At 66.1% G+C, this 19,866-nt stretch carries 21 protein-coding genes and 1 tRNA gene; 14 read left to right on the top strand and 8 right to left on the bottom strand.

What is annotated here, in order from left to right; all coding sequences use genetic code 11:
* Window positions 1–6: 6 nt before the first annotated feature.
* A complete protein-coding gene (locus AC3A6R_RS20355; protein WP_487865461.1) occupies window positions 7–243 on the bottom strand; it encodes a DUF1653 domain-containing protein in 237 nt (78 codons plus the stop codon).
* An 84-nt stretch (window positions 244–327) separates the two neighbouring features.
* Here AC3A6R_RS20355 and AC3A6R_RS20350 point away from each other — a divergent pair, with 84 nt between their 5' ends.
* Both AC3A6R_RS20350 and AC3A6R_RS20345 read left to right on the top strand, forming a co-directional pair.
* On the top strand, window positions 328–1,599 hold the full coding sequence (locus AC3A6R_RS20350; protein ID WP_487865386.1) for an RsmB/NOP family class I SAM-dependent RNA methyltransferase: 1,272 nt from the start codon (window positions 328–330) through the stop codon (window positions 1,597–1,599).
* A gap of 133 nt (window positions 1,600–1,732) precedes the next feature.
* Entirely contained in the window at window positions 1,733–2,947 is a 1,215-nt protein-coding gene (locus AC3A6R_RS20345) for a DesA family fatty acid desaturase (RefSeq protein WP_487858478.1), read from the top strand.
* Between the two features lie 140 nt (window positions 2,948–3,087).
* Here AC3A6R_RS20345 and rpmG read toward each other — a convergent pair whose 3' ends face one another.
* The 3 genes from rpmG to trxB form a co-directional block, all read right to left on the bottom strand.
* Entirely contained in the window at window positions 3,088–3,261 is a 174-nt protein-coding gene (gene rpmG / locus AC3A6R_RS20340; protein WP_007830291.1) for a 50S ribosomal protein L33, read from the bottom strand.
* A gap of 11 nt (window positions 3,262–3,272) precedes the next feature.
* On the bottom strand, window positions 3,273–3,506 hold the full coding sequence (gene rpmB, locus AC3A6R_RS20335) for a large ribosomal subunit protein bL28 (RefSeq protein WP_487858477.1): 234 nt from the start codon (window positions 3,504–3,506) through the stop codon (window positions 3,273–3,275).
* Between the two features lie 230 nt (window positions 3,507–3,736).
* On the bottom strand, window positions 3,737–4,696 hold the full coding sequence (trxB, locus tag AC3A6R_RS20330; RefSeq protein ID WP_487858476.1) for a thioredoxin-disulfide reductase: 960 nt from the start codon (window positions 4,694–4,696) through the stop codon (window positions 3,737–3,739).
* Window positions 4,697–4,888: 192 nt separating this feature from the next.
* Between trxB and AC3A6R_RS20325 the strand changes: the two genes are divergently transcribed.
* The 8 genes from AC3A6R_RS20325 to AC3A6R_RS20290 all read left to right on the top strand — a co-directional run bounded on the left by AC3A6R_RS20325 (window position 4,889) and on the right by AC3A6R_RS20290 (window position 14,138).
* Window positions 4,889–5,563, top strand: a complete 675-nt coding sequence (locus AC3A6R_RS20325; protein ID WP_487865385.1) for a Crp/Fnr family transcriptional regulator — start codon at window positions 4,889–4,891, stop codon at window positions 5,561–5,563.
* Window positions 5,564–5,642: 79 nt separating this feature from the next.
* A complete protein-coding gene (locus AC3A6R_RS20320; protein ID WP_487858474.1) occupies window positions 5,643–8,045 on the top strand; it encodes a DNA translocase FtsK in 2,403 nt (800 codons plus the stop codon).
* A gap of 153 nt (window positions 8,046–8,198) precedes the next feature.
* Window positions 8,199–8,831 (top strand): outer membrane lipoprotein periplasmic chaperone LolA, encoded by a 633-nt coding sequence (lolA, locus tag AC3A6R_RS20315; protein WP_487865384.1) that lies wholly within the window; start codon window positions 8,199–8,201, stop codon window positions 8,829–8,831.
* Window positions 8,832–8,867: 36 nt separating this feature from the next.
* Complete coding sequence (locus AC3A6R_RS20310) at window positions 8,868–10,160, top strand: replication-associated recombination protein A (RefSeq protein WP_487858472.1); 1,293 nt, start codon at window positions 8,868–8,870, stop codon at window positions 10,158–10,160.
* Window positions 10,161–10,400: 240 nt separating this feature from the next.
* Window positions 10,401–11,330: a branched-chain amino acid ABC transporter permease gene (locus tag AC3A6R_RS20305; RefSeq protein WP_487858471.1), complete on the top strand. Its 930-nt coding sequence runs from the start codon at window positions 10,401–10,403 to the stop codon at window positions 11,328–11,330.
* A gap of 13 nt (window positions 11,331–11,343) precedes the next feature.
* Window positions 11,344–12,552 (top strand): branched-chain amino acid ABC transporter permease, encoded by a 1,209-nt coding sequence (locus tag AC3A6R_RS20300; RefSeq protein ID WP_487865383.1) that lies wholly within the window; start codon window positions 11,344–11,346, stop codon window positions 12,550–12,552.
* 16 nt (window positions 12,553–12,568) lie between these two features.
* Complete coding sequence (locus AC3A6R_RS20295) at window positions 12,569–13,342, top strand: ABC transporter ATP-binding protein (RefSeq protein WP_487858469.1); 774 nt, start codon at window positions 12,569–12,571, stop codon at window positions 13,340–13,342.
* A 19-nt stretch (window positions 13,343–13,361) separates the two neighbouring features.
* Window positions 13,362–14,138 (top strand): ABC transporter ATP-binding protein, encoded by a 777-nt coding sequence (locus tag AC3A6R_RS20290; protein ID WP_487858631.1) that lies wholly within the window; start codon window positions 13,362–13,364, stop codon window positions 14,136–14,138.
* A 52-nt stretch (window positions 14,139–14,190) separates the two neighbouring features.
* Here the strand turns inward: AC3A6R_RS20290 and AC3A6R_RS20285 are convergent, their stop codons facing one another.
* Window positions 14,191–15,165, bottom strand: a complete 975-nt coding sequence (locus AC3A6R_RS20285; RefSeq protein ID WP_487858468.1) for a Bug family tripartite tricarboxylate transporter substrate binding protein — start codon at window positions 15,163–15,165, stop codon at window positions 14,191–14,193.
* Window positions 15,166–15,227: 62 nt separating this feature from the next.
* Window positions 15,228–16,292: a CDP-6-deoxy-delta-3,4-glucoseen reductase gene (locus tag AC3A6R_RS20280; RefSeq protein ID WP_487865382.1), complete on the bottom strand. Its 1,065-nt coding sequence runs from the start codon at window positions 16,290–16,292 to the stop codon at window positions 15,228–15,230.
* Between the two features lie 56 nt (window positions 16,293–16,348).
* Between AC3A6R_RS20280 and AC3A6R_RS20275 the strand changes: the two genes are divergently transcribed.
* On the top strand, window positions 16,349–17,293 hold the full coding sequence (locus tag AC3A6R_RS20275) for an NAD-dependent epimerase/dehydratase family protein (RefSeq protein WP_487865381.1): 945 nt from the start codon (window positions 16,349–16,351) through the stop codon (window positions 17,291–17,293).
* Here the strand turns inward: AC3A6R_RS20275 and AC3A6R_RS20270 are convergent.
* Entirely contained in the window at window positions 17,214–17,759 is a 546-nt protein-coding gene (locus AC3A6R_RS20270) for a DUF1579 domain-containing protein (protein ID WP_487865380.1), read from the bottom strand. The two genes, AC3A6R_RS20275 and AC3A6R_RS20270, sit on opposite strands and share 80 nt — an antisense overlap.
* 27 nt (window positions 17,760–17,786) lie before the next feature.
* Window positions 17,787–17,871, bottom strand: a tRNA-Leu gene (locus AC3A6R_RS20265).
* A gap of 41 nt (window positions 17,872–17,912) precedes the next feature.
* Here AC3A6R_RS20265 and cysM point away from each other — a divergent pair.
* From cysM to AC3A6R_RS20250, 3 genes are read left to right on the top strand one after another with little or no spacing between them, the layout of a single operon-like run.
* Window positions 17,913–18,815: a cysteine synthase CysM gene (cysM, locus tag AC3A6R_RS20260; protein ID WP_487865379.1), complete on the top strand. Its 903-nt coding sequence runs from the start codon at window positions 17,913–17,915 to the stop codon at window positions 18,813–18,815.
* 5 nt (window positions 18,816–18,820) lie between these two features.
* A complete protein-coding gene (locus AC3A6R_RS20255) occupies window positions 18,821–19,402 on the top strand; it encodes an NUDIX hydrolase (protein WP_487858463.1) in 582 nt (193 codons plus the stop codon).
* On the top strand, window positions 19,392–19,619 hold the full coding sequence (locus AC3A6R_RS20250; RefSeq protein WP_487865378.1) for a sulfurtransferase TusA family protein: 228 nt from the start codon (window positions 19,392–19,394) through the stop codon (window positions 19,617–19,619). Before AC3A6R_RS20255 ends, AC3A6R_RS20250 begins: the two co-directional genes overlap by 11 nt.
* The last annotated feature ends 247 nt before the right edge of the window (window positions 19,620–19,866 follow it).

The raw sequence follows: 19,866 nt of genomic DNA, 5'->3' as shown, positions 1-19,866 counted from the left end.
AGCCACTTAGGCGGGGGCGAAGCGGGGGCGGCGGACACCGTCGATTTCGACGGTCTCGCCGAACATCGCCGCGGGCCGGACCCAGAGCCCGCCGGCACCATAGAGTGCACGGTAGAGCGTCATCGGCTCCAGTGTCTCGCTGTGCCGGACGGTGCCCAGCACCTCGTATTCGCCGCCCTTGTAGTGGCGGTAGCGGCCCGGAGGCGTCTCGATCAGCGGGGGCAGGTTGTCGTCGTGGGTCACTGCGTTGCTTTCTTTCTTCGGATGGTGGGCGATTCTCCATGGCACTCGGCCGGCTTTCGACGGCGCGGCTGAGACAATGGAGGCATGCACCCCAAAGCCCTGTTAGAGGCCGCCGCCGATCTGGTGGGCCTCGTCCTGAAATTCGATCACCCCGCCGACCAGGTCGTCTCGCGCTTCTTCCGCGACCACCGCGAACTCGGCCCGCGCGAGCGCGCCACGCTCGCTGAGACGGTTTACACGGTGCTGCGCAAGAAGCTCCTGTTCGACCACCTCTCGCCTTCGGGCAGCGGCTCGAAGGAGCGCCGCATGGCGATCCTGGGTTTCCATGGCCCGCGCGATTTCGTGAAAAGCGCGCTCAACGAGGTCGAGAAGCGCTGGCTCGACAACTGCGACACCGTCAAGCCCGACGACCTGCTCGAGCGCCACCGCCACAACCTGCCCGAATGGCTGGTCGCGCCGCTCAAGGCCCAGGCCGGCGACGGCTTCTGGGCGTTGGCCGAAAGCCTGCAGCAGCCCGCGCCGCTCGACCTGCGGGTCAACGCCCTGACCGACAAGCGCGCGGAGGTGAAGGCGGAACTGGCCAAGGCCGGCGTTCCCTCGCAGGCCACGCCGTTCTCTCCCTGGGGGCTGCGCATCGACGGCAAGCCGGCCCTGACCAAGCTGGAGGCCTTTGCCCGCGGCGCCATCGAGGTGCAGGACGAAGGATCCCAGCTGCTGGCACTGCTGCTCGACGCCAAGCGCGGCGAGATGGTGGTCGACTTCTGCGCCGGCGCGGGCGGCAAGACGCTGGCGATCGGCGCCACGATGCGCAGCACCGGCCGGCTCTATGCTTTCGACACCTCGGCCCACCGGCTCGACGCACTCAAGCCCCGGCTGGCGCGCAGCAAGCTGTCCAACGTGCACCCCGCCGCCATCGCCCACGAGCGCGACGACCGTGTCAAGCGCTTGGCAGGCAAGATCGACCGCGTGCTGGTGGATGCGCCCTGCTCGGGGCTTGGCACGCTGCGCCGCAATCCCGACCTGAAATGGCGCCAGTCGCCAAAATCGGTCGAGGAACTGACGGCCAAGCAGACCGCCATCCTGCAGAGCGCCGCCCGCCTCGTGAAACCCGGCGGGCGGCTGGTCTACGCGACCTGCAGCGTGCTGCCCGAGGAAAACGAGGCCATTGCCGAGGCTTTCGGTGCCGCCAATCCCGATTTCGTGCCCCAGGACGCCGCCACGCTGCTGCAGGGATTGAAGGTCGAAGGGGCCGAGGGCCTCTGCGCCGGCGGGCCCGACGGCCATCGGTACCTTCGACTGTGGCCCCACCGCCACGCCACCGACGGTTTTTTTGCCGCCGTATGGAACCGTAAATAGGTGTTGCACTCCAAATCAGGGTAAATCTGCGCAATTGCAGAAGGACAAAAGGCCTCGTTTTGGCCCTGGCGCCTTAAAATTGCGTTTAACTGAATAGGCGGCACCTTCGTGCGGCCATGGAGCACCAAACTCAATGTGGATTCCTGACTCTGCCGTTGTGAGCGCGGCCATCGACTGGCTCGGACACGGCTTGTGGAACCTGACATGGTGGCAGATCGTGTTGTACACGCTCGTCACCACGCACATCACGATCGCCGCGGTCACGATCTTCCTGCACCGCACGCAGACCCACCGGGCCATGGACCTGGGGCCGATCCCTTCGCATTTCTTCCGCTTCTGGCTGTGGCTCGGCACCGGCATGGTGACCAAGCAGTGGGTGGCCATCCACCGCAAGCACCACGCCAAGTGCGAGACCGTGGACGATCCCCACAGCCCGCAGGTCAAGGGCATCGACGAAGTGCTCTGGCGCGGCGCCGAGCTGTACCGTGCCGAATCGAAGAACAAGGACACGGTCGAGCGCTACGGCCACGGCACGCCCGATGACTGGATCGAGCGCAACCTCTATACGCGCTACAGCTGGCAGGGTGTCGGCCTGATGCTCGTGCTCAACTTGGCGCTGTTCGGCGTGGTGGGCCTGTCCGTCTGGGCCGTCCAGATGCTCTGGATCCCGATCACTGCGGCCGGCATCATCAACGGCATCGGCCACTACTGGGGCTACCGCAACTTCGAGGCGCCCGACGCCAGCCGCAACGTGTTCCCGTGGGGCGTGATCATCGGCGGCGAAGAGCTGCACAACAATCACCACACCTATCCCACCGCGGCCAAGTTCTCGGTCAAGAAGTACGAGTTCGACATCGGCTGGGTCTACATCCAGATGATGCAGGCGATCGGCTGGGCCAAGGTCAAGAAGCTGCCGCCGAAAATGCAGCTCGGCGATATCCGCCCCGTGGCCGACGAGAAGACGCTCGAGGCGGTCATCGCCAACCGCTACGAAGTGATGGCCGGCTATGCGCGTGAAATGCGCCGTGTGACCAAGGCCGAACTCGCGGCGCTCAAGACCAAGGGCGGCGACATCTCGGTGCTCAAGGCGGCCAAGAACTGGCTCCATCGCGACGACGACAAGGTGCCGCCGTCAGCCCGCACCCACCTGGTCCAGGCGCGCGCCGCCCACCCGGTGATCGACAAGATGGTCACGATGCGCGAAGAGCTGCGCCAGCTGTGGCTCAACACCTCGCAGTCGCGCGAGCAACTGGCGGCCGACCTGGCAGCCTGGTGTCACAGGGCCGAAGCCAGCGGGATCGCGGGCTTGCGCGAGTTCTCGACCCGTCTGCGCTCTGCGCACGCCTGATCGCGCGGCACGGTTTCGATACCGCCGTTGATCAAAGAAGCCGACCTTGGGTCGGCTTTTTTTGCGCCCGCAGCACACACAGGCAACAAAAAACCCGCTGGGTGAGCAGCGGGTTCTTCGTGAGGGGAGACCAGGCCGAATTACTTCAGCTTGATTTCCTTGTATTCGACGTGCTTGCGTGCCTTCGGGTCGAACTTCATGATCGACATCTTTTCAGGCATCGTCTTCTTGTTCTTGCTGGTCGTGTAGAAGTGGCCGGTACCCGCGGTGGATTCCAGCTTGATCTTTTCGCGTCCGCCTTTGCTCGTTGCCATGATTCAGCTCCTTAAGCTTGGCCGCGTGCACGCAGGTCTGCGAGCACGGCGTCGATGCCGTTCTTGTCGATCAGGCGCAGCGCGGCGCTCGAAACACGCAGGCGAACCCAGCGGTTTTCAGTCTCGACCCAGAAACGGCGGTATTGCAGGTTCGGCAGGAACCGGCGCTTGGTTTTGTTGTTGGCGTGGGAAACGTTGTTTCCGACCATCGGGCCCTTGCCCGTGATATCGCATACGCGTGCCATGAGGACACTCTTTCTTGAACAGCTGGCACCGGCGCAATCAGGGCGATTGCAGACTCAGGTGTTTTGCAGCTTGACCTCGCCAGAAACGGGTGGCGGTACCCCGGCTTGCCGTAAAAATCACTACAGGCCCACAACAGCCCCTTCCGGGAGACTGTGGGCCTGATTCGGCAAAGCCTTGGATTATAGCCCTTTTGGGCTCAGCGCCACCAGCGCGGCGCACGGCACCGCTCTCAGAGCGTGCCGTCCTGCTCCAGGAAGCGCTGGGCGTCGAGCGCGGCCATGCAGCCCGTGCCGGCGCTGGTGATGGCCTGGCGGTAGATGTTGTCCTGCACGTCGCCAGCGGCGAAGACGCCGGGGATGCTGGTCATCGTGGCAAAGCCCTGCAGGCCGGAGCGGGTCAGGATGTAGTTGTCCTTCATTTCCAGCTGGCCCTGGAAGATGTCGGTGTTGGGGTGGTGCCCGATCGCGATGAAGCAGCCCTTGAGGTCGATCTGCTCGGTCGCCCCGGTCTGCGTGTTCTTGATGCGGATGCCCGTCACGCCCGAGTCGTCGCCGAGCACCTGGTCGAGTTCGCTGTGCAGCTTGAGCACGATCTTGCCTTCGGCAACCTTTTCCTTGACCTTGTCGATCAGGATCGGCTCGGCGCGGAACTTGTCGCGGCGATGCACGAGCGTGACCTTGTTTGCGATGTTGGCGAGGTACAGCGCCTCTTCGACGGCCGTGTTGCCGCCGCCGATCACGCAGACCTCCTGCTCGCGGTAGAAGAAGCCGTCGCAGGTGGCGCAGGCGGAAACCCCGCGGCCCATGAACTTCTGCTCTGATTCGAGGCCCAGGTACTTCGCCGAGGCGCCCGTGGCGATGATCAGCGAGTCGCAGGTGTAGGTGCCGCTGTCGCCCGTGAGGGTAAAGGGGCGCTTGCTCAGGTCGACCTTGTTGATGTGGTCGAAGACGATCTGCGTCTTGAAGCGTTCGGCATGCTCCAGGAAGCGCTGCATCAGCTCGGGGCCCTGCACGCCGTGCACGTCGGCCGGCCAGTTGTCGACCTCGGTGGTGGTCATCAGCTGGCCGCCCTGGGCGATGCCCGTGATGAGAAGGGGCTGCAGGTTCGCGCGTGCTGCGTAGACCGCGGCGGTGTAGCCGGCAGGGCCGGAGCCCAGGATCAGGACCTTGGCGTGTTGGGTGGCGGACATAGGGTGATGAGTAGAAAACCTAGGATTTGCGCTGCGTCAGCGTGTACATTTTCAGGGTGGTACCGTTAGGTAGGGAGTATCACCGCCCGGTTCAACACCGGGTGCACGGTGTTTTCAATGGGCGCGATTGTAGTAATCCATCAATCTCACAAATAGCGATGGGGCTGCAGGCGCCGTATCAGGGATCGATCGATGTCAATGCTGTCCAATCTTGAGCTGCTCAGACGCGTTCCGCTGTTCGCTTCGCTGACACCTTCACAGTCAGCGAGCATTGCGGACACGATCATCAAGAAGCGCTTCAAGCGCGCGGAGATGATCGTTGAGCAGGGCAAGAAGTCCGATGCGCTCTACATCATCCTGACGGGTCGCGCGCGCGTGACCAGCGCCGACAACCGCGGCCGGGAAGTCATTCTCGCGACGCTGCACACCGGCGACCACATCGGCGAGATGAGCCTGATCGACGACGAGCCGCATTCGGCCACGGTGCGTGCCGAGATCCAGTGCGACGTGCTCATGCTCGACCGGGAGGCCTTCGCACGCTGCCTGCCCGAGAACTCCTCGATGGCCTACAACATCATGCGCGGGCTGGTGCAGCGCCTGCGCCATGCCGACCGCAAGATCGAGTCGCTGGCGCTCATGGATGTCTACGGACGCGTGGCACGGTCGCTGCTCGAGTTCGCCACGGCAGACGGCGCCGGCAATCTCAAGGTGCGCGACAAGATCTCGCGCCAGGATCTCGCGAAAATGGTGGGTGCCTCGCGCGAGATGGTGAGCCGCGTGATGAAGGACCTGGAGGAGCGCGGCTTCGTCCAGACCCAGGACGACGGATCCATGATCGTCAAGGAGCGGCTGCTGTCGCTGGCGTGAGCCGCGGCCCGGCCGGGGCCTTTTGTTGTAGTGTTCAGGCATCCAGCTGCCGCTTGTCGGGCCGGGTGCCGCGTTTTTCATGACCTATTCGCTCAATACGCTTCAATCTTCTTCCGCCGACGAAGGGCAACCCGTGCGCATGCGCGCCCTGCGCTTCGCACACGAGATCACGCTGGTCGCGGGCTTCGCCGCGTTGCTGTTCTGGCTGCTGGCGATGCTGAGCTTCACGCCGTCCGATGCAGCCTGGTCCACATCGGGCACGGGGGGCGAGGTCAAGAACTGGGGCGGCCGCATCGGTGCCTGGCTGGCCGATGGCAGCTACTTCCTCGCGGGGTATTCGGTCTGGTGGTGTCTTGCGGCAGGCCTTCGCGCATGGCTGTCGTCGCTGGCCCATTGGCTGCGGGGCGGTGAACCCGCAGCCGGCGACCAGCCGGTGCGCGGCCGCTTCAACCGCAGCCGCATCGCGTTCTGGTTTGGCCTGCTGCTGCTGCTGTCCGCGAGCGCGGTGCTCGAATGGTCGCGGCTGTACCGGCTCGAATCCCATCTTCCGGGGTCGGGCGGCGGCGTGCTCGGCTACCTCGTCGGGCCCACCAGCGTGCGCTGGATGGGTTTCACCGGCTCGGCGCTGGTGGCCATCGCGGCGGGCGTGATCGGCTCGGCGCTGGTGTTCCGCTTCTCCTGGACCCAGATCGCCGAGCGCATCGGCGCGCGGGCCTATTCGCTTTTCGAGTGGCGCCGCGAGAAGCGCGAGCTCGCTGCCGACATCGCGATGGGCAAGCGGGCCGCGCGCGAACGCGAAGAGGCCGAAGACCTGCCGTTCTCGCGCACGGGCTCCGACGCGGACGAACCCGAGCCACTGGTCGGCGACGAAGAACTGCGCATCGAGCCGCGTCCGAAGCGCCGCGCGGCCTCGCCGCCGGTGCAGATCGAACCCGCGCTCGCCGAGGTGCCCAGGAGCGACCGCGTCGCCAAGGAGCGCCAGAAGCCGCTCTTCAAGGAACTGCCCGACAGCAAGCTGCCGCAGGTCGACCTGCTCGATGCCGCGCAGGTGCGCCAGGAAACGGTGTCCGCCGACACGCTCGAGATGACGTCGCGCATGATCGAGAAGAAGCTCAAGGACTTCGGCGTCGAGGTGCGCGTGGTGCTGGCCTCGCCGGGCCCCGTCATCACGCGCTACGAGATCGAGCCCGCCACGGGCGTCAAGGGCTCGCAGATCCTCGGCCTCGCCAAGGACCTTGCGCGTTCGCTCTCGCTGGTGTCGATCCGCGTGGTCGAAACGATCCCCGGCAAGAACTACATGGCGCTCGAGTTGCCCAACGCCAAGCGCCAGTCGATCAAGCTCAGCGAGATCCTCGGCTCGCAGGTCTACAACGAAGGCAAGTCGATGCTCACGATGGGCCTCGGCAAGGACATCATCGGCAACCCCGTGGTGGCCGACCTCGCGAAGATGCCGCACGTGCTCGTGGCCGGTACCACCGGTTCGGGCAAGTCGGTCGGCATCAACGCGATGATCCTGTCGCTGCTCTACAAGGCCGAGGCGCGCGACGTGCGCCTGCTCATGATCGACCCGAAGATGCTCGAGATGTCGGTCTATGAAGGCATTCCGCACCTGCTCGCGCCCGTGGTCACCGACATGCGCCAGGCCGCCCACGGCCTCAACTGGTGCGTGGCCGAGATGGAGCGCCGCTACAAGCTCATGAGCAAGCTCGGCGTGCGCAACCTGGCCGGCTACAACACCAAGATCGACGAGGCCAAGGCGCGCGAGGAGTTCATCTACAACCCGTTCAGCCTCACGCCCGACGATCCCGAGCCGCTCAAGCGCGAGCCGCACATCGTGGTCGTGATCGACGAGCTGGCCGACCTGATGATGGTCGTCGGCAAGAAGATCGAGGAGCTCATTGCCCGGCTGGCGCAAAAGGCACGCGCGGCGGGCATCCACCTGATCCTTGCCACGCAGCGGCCCAGCGTGGACGTTATCACCGGCCTCATCAAGGCGAACATTCCCACGCGCATCGCGTTTCAAGTGTCGAGCAAGATCGACAGCCGCACCATCCTCGACCAGATGGGGGCCGAGGCGCTGCTCGGCATGGGCGACATGCTCTACATGCCCAGCGGCACCGGCCTGCCGATTCGTGTGCATGGCGCCTTCGTGAGCGACGACGAAGTGCACCGCGTCGTGGCTTACCTGAAGAGCCAGGGCGAGCCCGACTACATCGAGGGTGTGCTCGAAGGCGGCACGGTGGACGGCGACGGCGACATGCTCGGCGACGGCGGCGATGCCGAGAAGGACCCGATGTACGACCAGGCGGTGGAGGTGGTGCTGAAGAACCGCAAGGCCAGCATCTCGCTCGTGCAACGCCACCTGAAGATCGGCTACAACCGCGCCGCGCGGCTCGTCGAGGACATGGAGAAAGCCGGCCTGGTGAGCGCAATGAGCGGCAGCGGGCAGCGCGAGATACTGGTGCCGGCGCGCGCCGAATAGCCAGCAAAGGCCTGCTCGTCCCGCCGTTACGCGCTGACATGCCGGTTGCAAACTCCGCGCTAGCGTTGCAAAACTTCATCGAACCCCGCACATGGCGCCACGCGCCGCGGGGTATGGTCATGCCAACGCGGTTCGCGTGCTGAGGAATCCCAAATGAAAATTCGTCACTGGCTGTTGATCGGCCTTCTCTGTTCCGCCAATGCCTGGGCCGGCGGCCTCGAAAGCCTCGAGACCTTCGTCAAGACGGTGAAATCGGGCCGCGCCGATTTCACCCAGACCGTCACCGCACCGCCGCGCGACGGCCAGCCGGGCCGCGCCAAGACCTCGAACGGCACCTTCGAATTCCAGCGTCCCGGCAAGTTCAAGTTCGACTACCAGAAGCCTTTCGCCCAGACCATCGTGGCCGACGGCAAGACGCTCTGGCTCTACGACGCCGACCTCAATCAGGTCACGCAGCGCGCGCAGTCGCAGGCGCTGGGCTCCACGCCCGCTGCGCTGATCGCCGCGGCGCCCGACCTGCGTGCACTGCAGGCCGACTTCACGCTCGAAGCCGCGCCCGAACGCGACGGCCTCCAGTGGGTCAAGGCCACGCCCAAGAACAAGGACGGCCAGCTGCAGCACGTGCAGGTCGGCTTCCTGGGCGATGCGCTTGCCGCGCTCGAAATTCTCGACAGCTTCGGCCAGCGTTCGGTGCTCAAGTTCAGCAAGGTCGAGGTGAACCCGGCGCTCGCCGCGAACGTGTTCGACTTCAAGGCGCCCGCGGGGGCCGACGTTCTCAAGCAGTAGCAGTCGAAGCGCAACCCACCGATCCAGCAAGCAGGTTTGGCCACCTCGTCGCACCAACCCCTCGCCGAGCGCCTGCGTCCGAAGACGCTCGGCGAAGTGATCGGCCAGCAGCACCTGCTCGGCCCAGGCATGTCGCTGCGCATTGCGTTCGAATCGGGCCAGCCGCACTCGTGCATCCTCTGGGGGCCGCCCGGCACCGGCAAGACGACGATCGCGCGGCTCATGGCCGACGCCTTCGATGCGCAGTTCCTCAGCATCAGTGCCGTGCTCGGCGGCGTCAAGGACATCCGCGAGGCTGTCGATCGCGCCACGGCGGTGCGCGACGGTCTCGAGCAGCGGCGCACCATCGTCTTCGTCGACGAGGTGCACCGCTTCAACAAGAGCCAGCAAGACGCCTTCCTGCCGCATGTGGAGTCGGGCCTTTTCACCTTCATCGGCGCCACCACCGAGAACCCGTCCTTCGAAGTCAACTCGGCACTGCTTTCGCGCGCCGCGGTGTACGTGCTGCAGCCGCTGACGGAGGCCGACCTCAAGCAGATCGTGGGCAAGGCACAGGCGATCGGGGCGGTGCCTGCGATCGAAGACGCCGCAGTCGACCGGCTGATCGCCTACGCCGACGGCGATGCGCGGCGCCTGCTCAACACGCTCGAGACGCTGGCTGTAGCGGCGCGCGCCGAGAAACTGGTCCAGATCAACGACGAATGGCTGTTGCGCGTGCTCGGCGAGCGCATGCGGCGTTACGACAAGGGCGGCGAGCAGTTCTACGACACCATCAGCGCGCTGCACAAGTCGGTGCGCGGCAGCGATCCCGATGCCTCGCTCTACTGGTTCGTGCGCATGCTCGACGGCGGCGCCGATCCGCGCTACATGGCGCGGCGGCTGATCCGCATGGCGAGCGAAGACATAGGCCTGGCCGACCCGCGCGCGCTCCGGCTGGCGCTCGACGCGGCCGAGGTCTACGAGCGGCTCGGCACGCCAGAGGGCGAACTCGCGCTGGCCGAATGCGTGGTCTATCTGGCGATCGCGCCCAAGTCGAACGCGGTCTACAGCGCGTACAACGCGGTGCGCGCGCTGGTCAAGAAAGACAGCACGCGCCCGGTGCCGATGCACCTGCGCAATGCGCCGACCAAGCTCATGAAAGAGCTCGACTATGGCAAGGGCTACCGCTATGCGCATGACGAGGAGGGTGGTTTCGCCGCCGGCGAGCGCTACCTGCCCGACGGCCTCGAGGGCCAGGTCTTCTACCAGCCCGTCGAGCGCGGCCTCGAGATCCGCATCGCAGAAAAGCTGCGCGAACTGCGCCGGCGCAACGCCGGGCGCGAAGACTGATACGCGTTCGTCAACGGCGCGCCGCGCCATGCATGACTTCACACGCATACAGCATGGCGTGAGCGGGTAAACCCCGTACGGCGTGCACCAGAACGAAGCTGGTGGATGCTTACAATCCCGCCCACAAATCAGCCAGCGGCACATGCTGGCTGGTTTTTTGCTTATCAGGCCAAGGCGCCCAACCGGTGCCACGGTGGGTGAACTGCATCCGCGACGGGTGCGACAAAAAGGGAACGCGTTATGGAAATATTGCTGCAGCAGATCATCAACGGTCTGGTCCTCGGCAGCATGTATGCCTTGATAGCCTTGGGCTACACCATGGTGTACGGCATCATCAACCTGATCAACTTTGCGCACGGCGAGGTGCTGATGGTGGGCGCGCTCACCAGCTGGACCATCATCGGCCTGATGCAGGAATCGATGCCCGGCGCGCCCGGCTGGCTCGTCCTGATCATCGCGCTGGTCATCGCCTGCGTGGTGGCCGCCACGCTGAATTTCGTGATCGAGAAGGTCGCCTACCGACCGCTTCGCAACAGCCCCAAGCTCGCGCCGCTGATCACCGCCATCGGCATGTCGATCCTGCTGCAGACGTTGGCAATGATCATCTGGAAGCCCACCAACAAGGCCTATCCCAACCTGCTGTCGACCGACCCCATCCATGTGGGCGGCGCGGTGATCTCGCCCACGCAGGTCATGATCCTCAGCGTCACGGCCTTCTCGCTCGTGGTGCTGATGTGGCTCGTCAACTACACCAAGCTCGGCCGCGCGATGCGCGCCACGGCCGAGAACCCGCGCGTCGCGGCGCTCATGGGCATCCGGCCCGACATGGTCATCTCGGCCACCTTCATCATCGGCGCGGTGCTCGCGGCCATCGCGGGCGTCATGTATGCGTCCAACTACGGCATTGCACAGCATTCGATGGGCTTCCTGCCCGGCCTCAAGGCCTTCACGGCGGCGGTGTTCGGAGGCATCGGCAACCTGGCCGGGGCGGTCGTCGGCGGCATCCTGCTGGGGCTGATCGAAGCCATCGGCTCGGGCTATATCGGTACGCTGACTGGCGGTGTGCTCGGCAGCCACTACAGCGACATCTTCGCCTTCATCGTGTTGATCGTCATGCTCACGCTGCGACCCTCGGGGCTGCTCGGCGAGCGCGTGGCGGACCGGGCCTGAGGAGCAGCACACCATGAAGAACAGCAAAAACCTCGCGCTCTACATCCTGGGCGTCGTCGCGGTGCTCGCACTGCCGATCCTCCTGCAAACCCAGGGCAATGCCTGGGTGCGCATCGCCGACATCGCGTTGCTCTACGTGCTGCTCGCGCTGGGCCTGAACATCGTGGTGGGCTATGCCGGCCTGCTCGACCTTGGCTACGTCGCCTTTTTTGCGGTCGGCGCGTACCTCTTCGCGCTGATGGGCTCGAGCCACCTGTCCGACACCTTCCCGTGGTTCAAGGCCATGTTCCCGAACGGGCTGCACACCTCGCTGCTCATCGTGATACCCCTGGCGCTGCTCGTGGCCGGCGTGCTCGGGGTGCTGCTCGGTGCGCCCACGCTGAAGCTGCGCGGCGACTACCTTGCCATCGTGACGCTGGGTTTCGGCGAGATCATCCGGGTGTTCCTGAACAACCTGGACCACCCGGTCAACATCACCAACGGCCCGAAGGGCATCACCTCGATCGACTCGATCAAGTTCTGGGGGCTCGACCTCGGCAAGTCGTTGAAGTTCGAGGGCTTCACGATCTCGTCGGTCACGCTGTACTACTACTTGTTCCTGGCCCTGGTCGTCGCCACCGTGATCATTTCGCATCGGTTGCAGGTGTCGCGCATCGGGCGCGCCTGGATGGCCATCCGCGAGGACGAGATCGCGGCCAAGGCCATGGGCATCAACACCCGCAACATGAAACTGCTGGCCTTCGGCATGGGCGCGAGCTTCGGTGGCGTGTCGGGCGCGATGTTCGCGTCGTTCCAGAGCTTCGTTTCCCCCGAATCGTTCAGCCTCATGGAGTCGGTGATGATCGTCGCCATGGTGGTGCTGGGCGGCATCGGCCACCTGCCGGGCGTGATCCTCGGCGCGGTGCTGCTGGCGGCACTGCCCGAGGTGCTGCGCTACGTGGCCGGTCCGCTGCAGACGATGACCGACGGGCGGCTCGATGCCTCCATCCTGCGCCAGCTGTTCATCGCGCTCGCGATGATCGGCATCATGCTCGTGCGGCCGCGCGGCTTGTGGCCCTCGCCCGAGCACGGCAAGACGCTGAAGAAGAAGGGCGGCGTGCCGGTCGACCCGGCGCACGCCACGGTGGCCCCCGGCTCGCTCCAGACGCACGCACCCGGCATCGACACGCCAGCCGACGAAGTGCCCGGCGATGCTTCGCGTCCCATGTCGATCAATCCGTGAACGACGAGGAAAAGACATGACGACAGACACCATCCTCGAAGTCCGCGGCATCTCCAAGCGCTTCGGCGGCCTGCAGGCGCTTTCGGACGTGGGCATCACGATCAAGCGCGGCCAGGTCTACGGCCTGATCGGTCCCAATGGCGCCGGCAAGACGACCTTCTTCAACGTGATCACCGGGCTCTACACGCCCGACAGCGGCAGCTTCGAGCTGGCCGGCAAGCCCTACCAGCCCACGGCGGTGCACGAGGTCGCCAAGGCCGGCATTGCGCGCACCTTCCAGAACATCCGCCTGTTCGCCGAGATGACGGCGATCGAGAACGTGATGGTCGGGCGCCATATCCGCACCCATTCGGGTGTGTTCGGCGCCATGCTGCGCACCCGCTCGTTCAAGGCCGAGGAAAAGGCCATCGCCGAACGCGCGCAGCAGCTGCTCGACTATGTCGGCATCGGCAAGTTCGCCGACTACAAGGCGCGTACGCTGTCGTACGGCGACCAGCGCCGGCTGGAAATTGCACGTGCGCTGGCCACCGATCCGCAGCTCATCGCGCTCGACGAACCGGCCGCCGGCATGAACTCGACCGAGAAGGTGCTGCTGCGCGAGCTGATCGACCGCATCCGCAAGGACGACCGGACCATCCTGATCATCGAACACGACGTGAAGCTCATCATGGGCCTGTGCGACCGCGTCACCGTGCTCGACTACGGCAAGCAGATCGCCGAAGGCACGCCCTACGAAGTGCAGAAGAACGAAAAGGTCATCGAGGCCTATCTCGGGACGGGAGCCCACTGACATGAGCACGACTGCAAGCATGAGCGACGCCACGACCACCACGCCCTCGACCACGAGCGCCGCGGCGCAAGCCAAGGCGGCGGGCAAGACCCTGCTGAAGGTCTCGGGCCTGCGCGTGGGCTACGGCGGCATCCAGGCCGTGAAGGGAGTCGACTTCGAAGTCCGCGAGGGCGAGCTGGTCTCGCTGATCGGCTCGAACGGCGCCGGCAAGACCACGACCATGAAGGCCATCACGGGCACGCTGCCCGCGGGCGCCGGCAGCATCGAGTTCCTGGGCCGCAGCATCAAGGGCCGCGGCGCGTGGGACCTGGTCGGCGAGGGCCTGGTGATGGTGCCCGAAGGCCGCGGCGTCTTCACGCGCATGACGATCACCGAGAACCTCCAGATCGGCGCCTACATCCGCAACGACAAGGCCGAGATCGCCGCCGACATGGAGCGCGTCTTCGTCACCTTCCCGCGCCTGCGCGAGCGCAAGGACCAGCTCGCGGGCACCATGTCGGGCGGCGAGCAGCAGATGCTCGCCATGGGCCGCGCGCTCATGGCCAGGCCCAAGGTGCTGCTGCTCGACGAGCCCACCATGGGCCTGTCGCCGATCATGTGCGACAAGATCTTCGAGGTGGTGCAGACCGTCTCGGCGCAGGGCGTGACCATCCTGCTGGTCGAGCAGAACGCCAATCGCGCGCTGCAACTGGCCGACCGAGGCTACGTGATGGAGTCGGGGCTCATCACCATGGACGGTGATGCCAAGGCGCTGCTGCGCGACCCGCGCGTGCGCGCCGCGTACCTGGGCGAATAGACCGGTTCCAGCGCCAGGCGGCCGCCTCCGGGCGGCCGTTTTCTTTGGGGCGTCAGTCCACCTTTGCGCCGGTTGCCTTCACGACGCCTTCGTATTTCGAGAGTTCGCTCTTCATGAACGCCCCGAACTGCTCGGGCGTGTTGGCGACCGGTTCGGCCAGCAGCGAGGCGAAGCGGGTTTTCGTCTCGGGCGAATTGAGCGCGGCCACGAATGCCTGGTTGAGCTTGGCGAGCACATCCTGCGGCGTGCCGGCCGGTGCGACCAGGCCCCACCAGGTGTCGATCGAGAAGCCCTTGAGCGTGTCCGACACCGGCGGCACATCGGGCATCGCGCTGCTGCGCTGCAGGCTCGTGACAGCGATGGCCTTGAGCTTGCCCGAGCGGATGTTCGGTGCCGCCGTCGCGAGGTTGTCGAAGTTGAAATCGACCTGTCCCGAGAGCAGCGCCAGCTGCGCCGGATTGCCGCCGTTGTAAGGGATGTGCAGCGCGAAGATGCCGGCCTGCTTCTTGAACAGCTCGCCCGCGAGGTGCCCTGCGCTGCCGTTGCCGCCGCTGCCGTAGTTGAGCTTGGCAGGGTTGGCCTTGGCGTAGCGGATCAGGTCGGCCACGGAATTGATGTTCAGGCGCTTGGCGGTGTCGGCATTCATCACCAGCACGTTCGGCACCCGCACCATCTGCGTGACCGGTGCGAAATCGGTCGCCGCATTGAACGGCATCTTGCTGTAGAGCCACGGGTTGACCGCATGCGTGGCCGTGGCGGCGATGCCGATCGTGAGCCCGTCGGGCGCCGCCTTGGCCACCGCGTCGGCGCCGATGTTGCCGCCTGCACCCGGCTTGTTGTCGATGATGACCGTGCCCAGGCTGTCCTTCACGCGCTCGGCGAGCACGCGCGCCGTGATGTCGATCGGGCCGCCCGGTGCATAGGGCACCACGAGGCGGATGGGGCGCTGCTGTTGCGCCGTGGACTGGCCGGCGGCAAGGAGCGTGGCGGTTGCGCACAGCGCAAGGAGGAAGTGTCTCGTCTTCATTTTTTCTCGTTTCGGATGATTCGAATTCCCCGGCAGACCAGGGCAGGGCAAGCCGAAGACGCTCAGGGCAGGGCCTTGTCGGCTTCGGTGGTGAACGCGTCTGCGAAGAACTCGTCCTCGGGGAGGCCGGCCATCCCGACGTAGTCGTGCTTGGCCGATTCGACCACGATCGGTGCGCCGCAGGCATACACCTGGTGGCCCGACAGGTCGGAGAAATCTTCGAGCACCGCGCGGTGGACGAAGCCGGTGCGGCCGGTCCAGTTGTCGTCGGGGGTCGCATTGGACACCACGGGCACGTAGCGCAGGTTCGGCATCTCGGCCAGCTGCGCGCGCATCCAGTCGTCCATGTAGAGGTCCTCGGGCCGGCGGCCGCCCCAATACAGCGTGGCGGGCCGCTCGATGCGCTTGAACTTCATGTGCTCGAGCAGCGCCTTGATCGGCGCGAAGCCCGTGCCCGAGGCCAGCAGCACGATCGGCTTGTCGGAGTCCTCGCGCAGGAAGAAGCTGCCGTAGGGGCCTTCGATGCGAAGGATCTCCTTCTCCTTCATCGTATTGAACACGTGGTCGGTGAACTTGCCGCCCGGCAGGTGCCGCAGGTGCAGCTCGATCCCCGTGCCGGGTTCGGCCAGCGTGTGCGGGGCATTCGCCATCGAATAGCTGCGGCGCACGCCGTCGCGCAGGATGAACTCGACGTACTGGCCGGCATGGAACTGCAGCGGCTCGCCAGCCGGCAATTGCAGGCGGAGCTTCATCACGTCGTGCGACAGCCGCGTGAGCGCGAGCACCCGCACCGGCATCTTGCGGATCGGCAGCGCGCCGGCTTCCGTGACCTGGCGCGACTCGAGCACCACGTCGCTCTTCGGATGGGCGCAGCAGGTCAGCACGTAACCCGCAAGCTGCTCCTCGGCGCTCAGCGCCTTGCTCTGGTGCGGACCGAGCTCGACCTCGCCCGAGAGCTTGCGGCACTTGCACGAGCCGCAGGCGCCGTCCTTGCAGCCATACGGCAGGCCGATGCCCTGGCGGATGCCCGCAGCGAGAATGGTTTCGTCGCCATGCACCACGAAGTGACGCCCACTGGGCTCGACGGTGATGGAAAAGCCCGCATCGTGCGGCGCTGCAACAGTCATCGGTATTCTTCGGCTTCTTTCAGCCTGGGTCTGAAAAAGGGAAAGGAACCCGGATTTTGCCTTCAATCAATAGCCCTTCCGGCGCGCTGCCGGCGCGCTTCCGGCGTGAGCGCCTGCTGATCGTCGGTTGCGGCGACGTGGGCCAGCGCGTGGCGGGCCGCCTCGCTGGGCGCCTGCAGCTGGTAGCGCTCACTTCATCGGCCGACCGGGTGCCCGCGCTGCGTGCCGCGGGCATTCGACCGCTGCAGGGCAACCTCGACGATCCCGCGAGCCTGCGCCGCCTGGCCGGCATCGCTACCCGTGTGCTGCACTTGGCCCCGCCCGCGCGCGACGGCGGGGCGGCCTGGTGGCGCGACCTGCGGACCACCGCGCTCGTGCGTGCGCTGCGGCTGCGCACGACGCCGCGGGCGCTGGTCTACGGTTCCACCAGCGGCGTGTATGGCGACTGCGGCGGCGCCCGCGTGAGCGAGACGCGCGCCGTGCAGCCCGACACGCCGCGCGCCCACCGCCGCGTGGACGCCGAACGGGCCGTGCGCTGGTTCGGCCGCAGTGCGGGCGTGCGTGCGAGCATCCTGCGCATTCCCGGCATCTATGCGCCCGACCGCGTGGGCGGCACGCCGCGCCAGCGGCTCGAACGCGGCACGCCCGTGTTGCGGCGCGAGGACGACGTCTACACGAGCCACATCCACGCCGACGACCTGGCGCGCGCCTGTGTGGCGGCGCTCTATCGTGGCCGGCCGCAGCGCGTGGTGCACACCGCCGACGACACCGAGCTGCGCATGGGCGACTACATCGACCTCGCGGCCGATCTCTACGGCCTGCCGCGCCCGCCGCGCGTGGCGCGCGACGAGGCCGAACGGCAGCTGCCGTTGCAGCTCTTGAGCTTCATGGGGGAATCGCGCCGGCTCGACAACACGCGGCTCAAGCGCGAGCTGCGGGTGCGGCTTGCGCATCCGACGGTGCATACCGGGCTGATTGCACGGGCGTCCGGGTGTAGTTGACCTCCACGGCAAGCGCTTCGTCTCCCGCGGGCGTGATGTTGAACATGCGGATGTTCAGGTGCTCCGGGTCGGGCTGCGACAGCTCGGTGCGCCAGCCCCAGCGCGGGCCTCCAGGGCCCTCGCCGTAGCTGCCCAGCGCGCCAAACCGTTCGTCGTCGACGCGGCCAGTGCTGAACATGATCGATGTGCCGGTGCCGAAGCTCTCGCCCCAGGCGCACTCGAAGGCGTTGTCGTCGAGATGGTAGGCCCACAGTGCGACGCCCTCGAAAGGCGCGCCACTGCAATGGCCCTCGTATTCGTGCAGCAGGAACCTGCCGCGGCCGACCAGCCGGATACGCCCGCGCTGCACCGATTCCTCGGCCGGCTTTTCGGGCTCGTACCACAACCGGAAACGGCCTTCCCACTCGCCGACCATCGCAGCGAGACGGTGGTGCACGCCGCCGGGGGCAGCGGAACGTTCGAACATTTCCTTGCTCACGGAACCTCGCTTGGTTGGTGCCCGGGGCCGGAATCGAACCGGCACACCTTTCGGTGGGGGATTTTGAGTCCCCTGCGTCTACCAATTTCACCACCCGGGCACATCCGGAAGGAAGCCCAAAATTATGGCACAGTGCCTGCCATGAACTATCCGACGATCGAAGACGCCATCGGCAAGACGCCGTTGGTGGCATTGCAGCGCATCGACGCGGCCGAGAACGCCAGGCGCGGCAATGTGATTCTCGCCAAGCTCGAAGGCAACAACCCCGCAGGGTCGGTCAAGGACCGTCCGGCCCTCTCGATGATCAAGCGCGCCGAGGAGCGCGGCGAGATCAAGCCCGGCGACACGCTGATCGAGGCCACGTCGGGCAACACGGGCATCGCGCTGGCCATGGCCGCGGCCATCAAGGGCTATCGCATGGTGCTGATCATGCCGGAAGACCTCTCCGTCGAGCGCGCCCAGACCATGAAGGCGTTCGGCGCCGAGCTGCTGCTCACGCCCAAGAGCGGCGGCATGGAATACGCGCGCGACCTCGCCGAGCAGATGGTCGCGCAGGGCAAGGGCCGGGTGCTCGACCAGTTCGCCAACCCCGACAACCCGCGCATCCACTACGAGACCACAGGCCCCGAGATCTGGGCCGACACCCAGGGCAAGGTCACCCATTTCGTGAGCGCGATGGGCACCACGGGCACCATCACCGGCGTCTCCCGTTTCCTGAAGGAAAAGAACCCCGCGGTGCGCATCGTCGGCGCGCAGCCGGCCGAGGGGTCGCGCATTCCGGGCATCCGCAAGTGGCCGACCGAATACCTGCCCAAGATCTACGACGCGAGCCGGGTCGACGAGGAAATCAGCGTGAGCCAGGACAACGCCGAAGAGTTGTGCCGGCGCTTCGCGCGCGAGGAGGGCATCTTCGGCGGCATCTCCGCGGCAGGCGCGCTATGGGTGGCGCTCGAGGTGGCCAAGACCGTCGAGAACGCCACCATCGTCTTCGTGGTGTGCGACCGCGGCGACCGCTATCTGTCCACCGGCGTGTTCCCGGCCTGAACCCGATGGTCCACCCCAAGTTCTGCCAGGCCTGCGCCACCCCGCTCGAATGGATCGCGCTGATGGAAGACGGCGGCCCGAAGGAGCGGCTGCGCTGCCCGTCGTGCGGCCACACGCACTGGAACAACCCGACGCCGGTGCTCGCGGCCATCGTCGAGTACCGCGGCCAGGTGCTGCTGGCTCGCAACGCCGCCTGGCCCGCGAAGATGTATGCGCTGATCACGGGCTTCATGGAAGCCGGCGAGACGCCTGAAGAAGGCATCTCGCGCGAGGTCAAGGAAGAAACCAACCTCGACGTCAGTGCGACGAAGCTCGTGGGCGCCTATGACTTCCAGCGCATGAACCAGATCATCATTGCCTACCACGTGGTGGCCGACGGCGAGGTGAAGCTCTCGCCCGAACTCGTGGACTACCGCCTCTACGACCTGCCGGCGCTCAAGTGCTGGCCTGCAGGCACCGGCTACGCGCTGGCCGACTGGCTGCGCACGCGCGGGCACGAGCCGGTGTTTTTTACCGCGGCCGAGAACGAAGAGCGGCGGCGCGGCCTCGTCCTGCCGCCCGAGGAGCCCAAGACCCATGCAGATTGATCGCGAACTCGACACGCGGGGCCTGAACTGCCCGCTGCCCATCCTCAAGGCCAAGAAGTCGCTCAACGACATGGCGAGCGGCCAGTTGCTCAAGGTCGTGTCGACCGACCCAGGTTCCCTGCGCGACTTCCAGGCCTTTGCGCGGCAGACCGGCAACGAGCTGGTCGAGCAGCAGTCGGTCGGCAGCGACTTCATCCACGTGCTGAAGCGGCGCTGACCGCCAAAGAGAAGGGGCCCCGCGCAGTCTGTGTAAATAGTCGGCGTTGAGTCCGCGAGAAGTGCCCTCCAGGCGTTGTCTGGAGGGCATTTTTCATTGGAGGCTGACCAATGGGACATCGACACGGACAGGCGCGGGGACAGGCGACGTTGTTCCCACTGATGCTCGACGAGCTGGTAGGTCAGGAAGCACTGGTTCGGGTGGTGGACGCCTGGGTGCAGGCGCTGGACCTGAAGGCGCTGGGCTT

Source organism: Variovorax sp. Soil_C_19, assembly GCF_057657255.1.
This window is presented reverse-complemented; position numbering and strand designations above follow the sequence as displayed.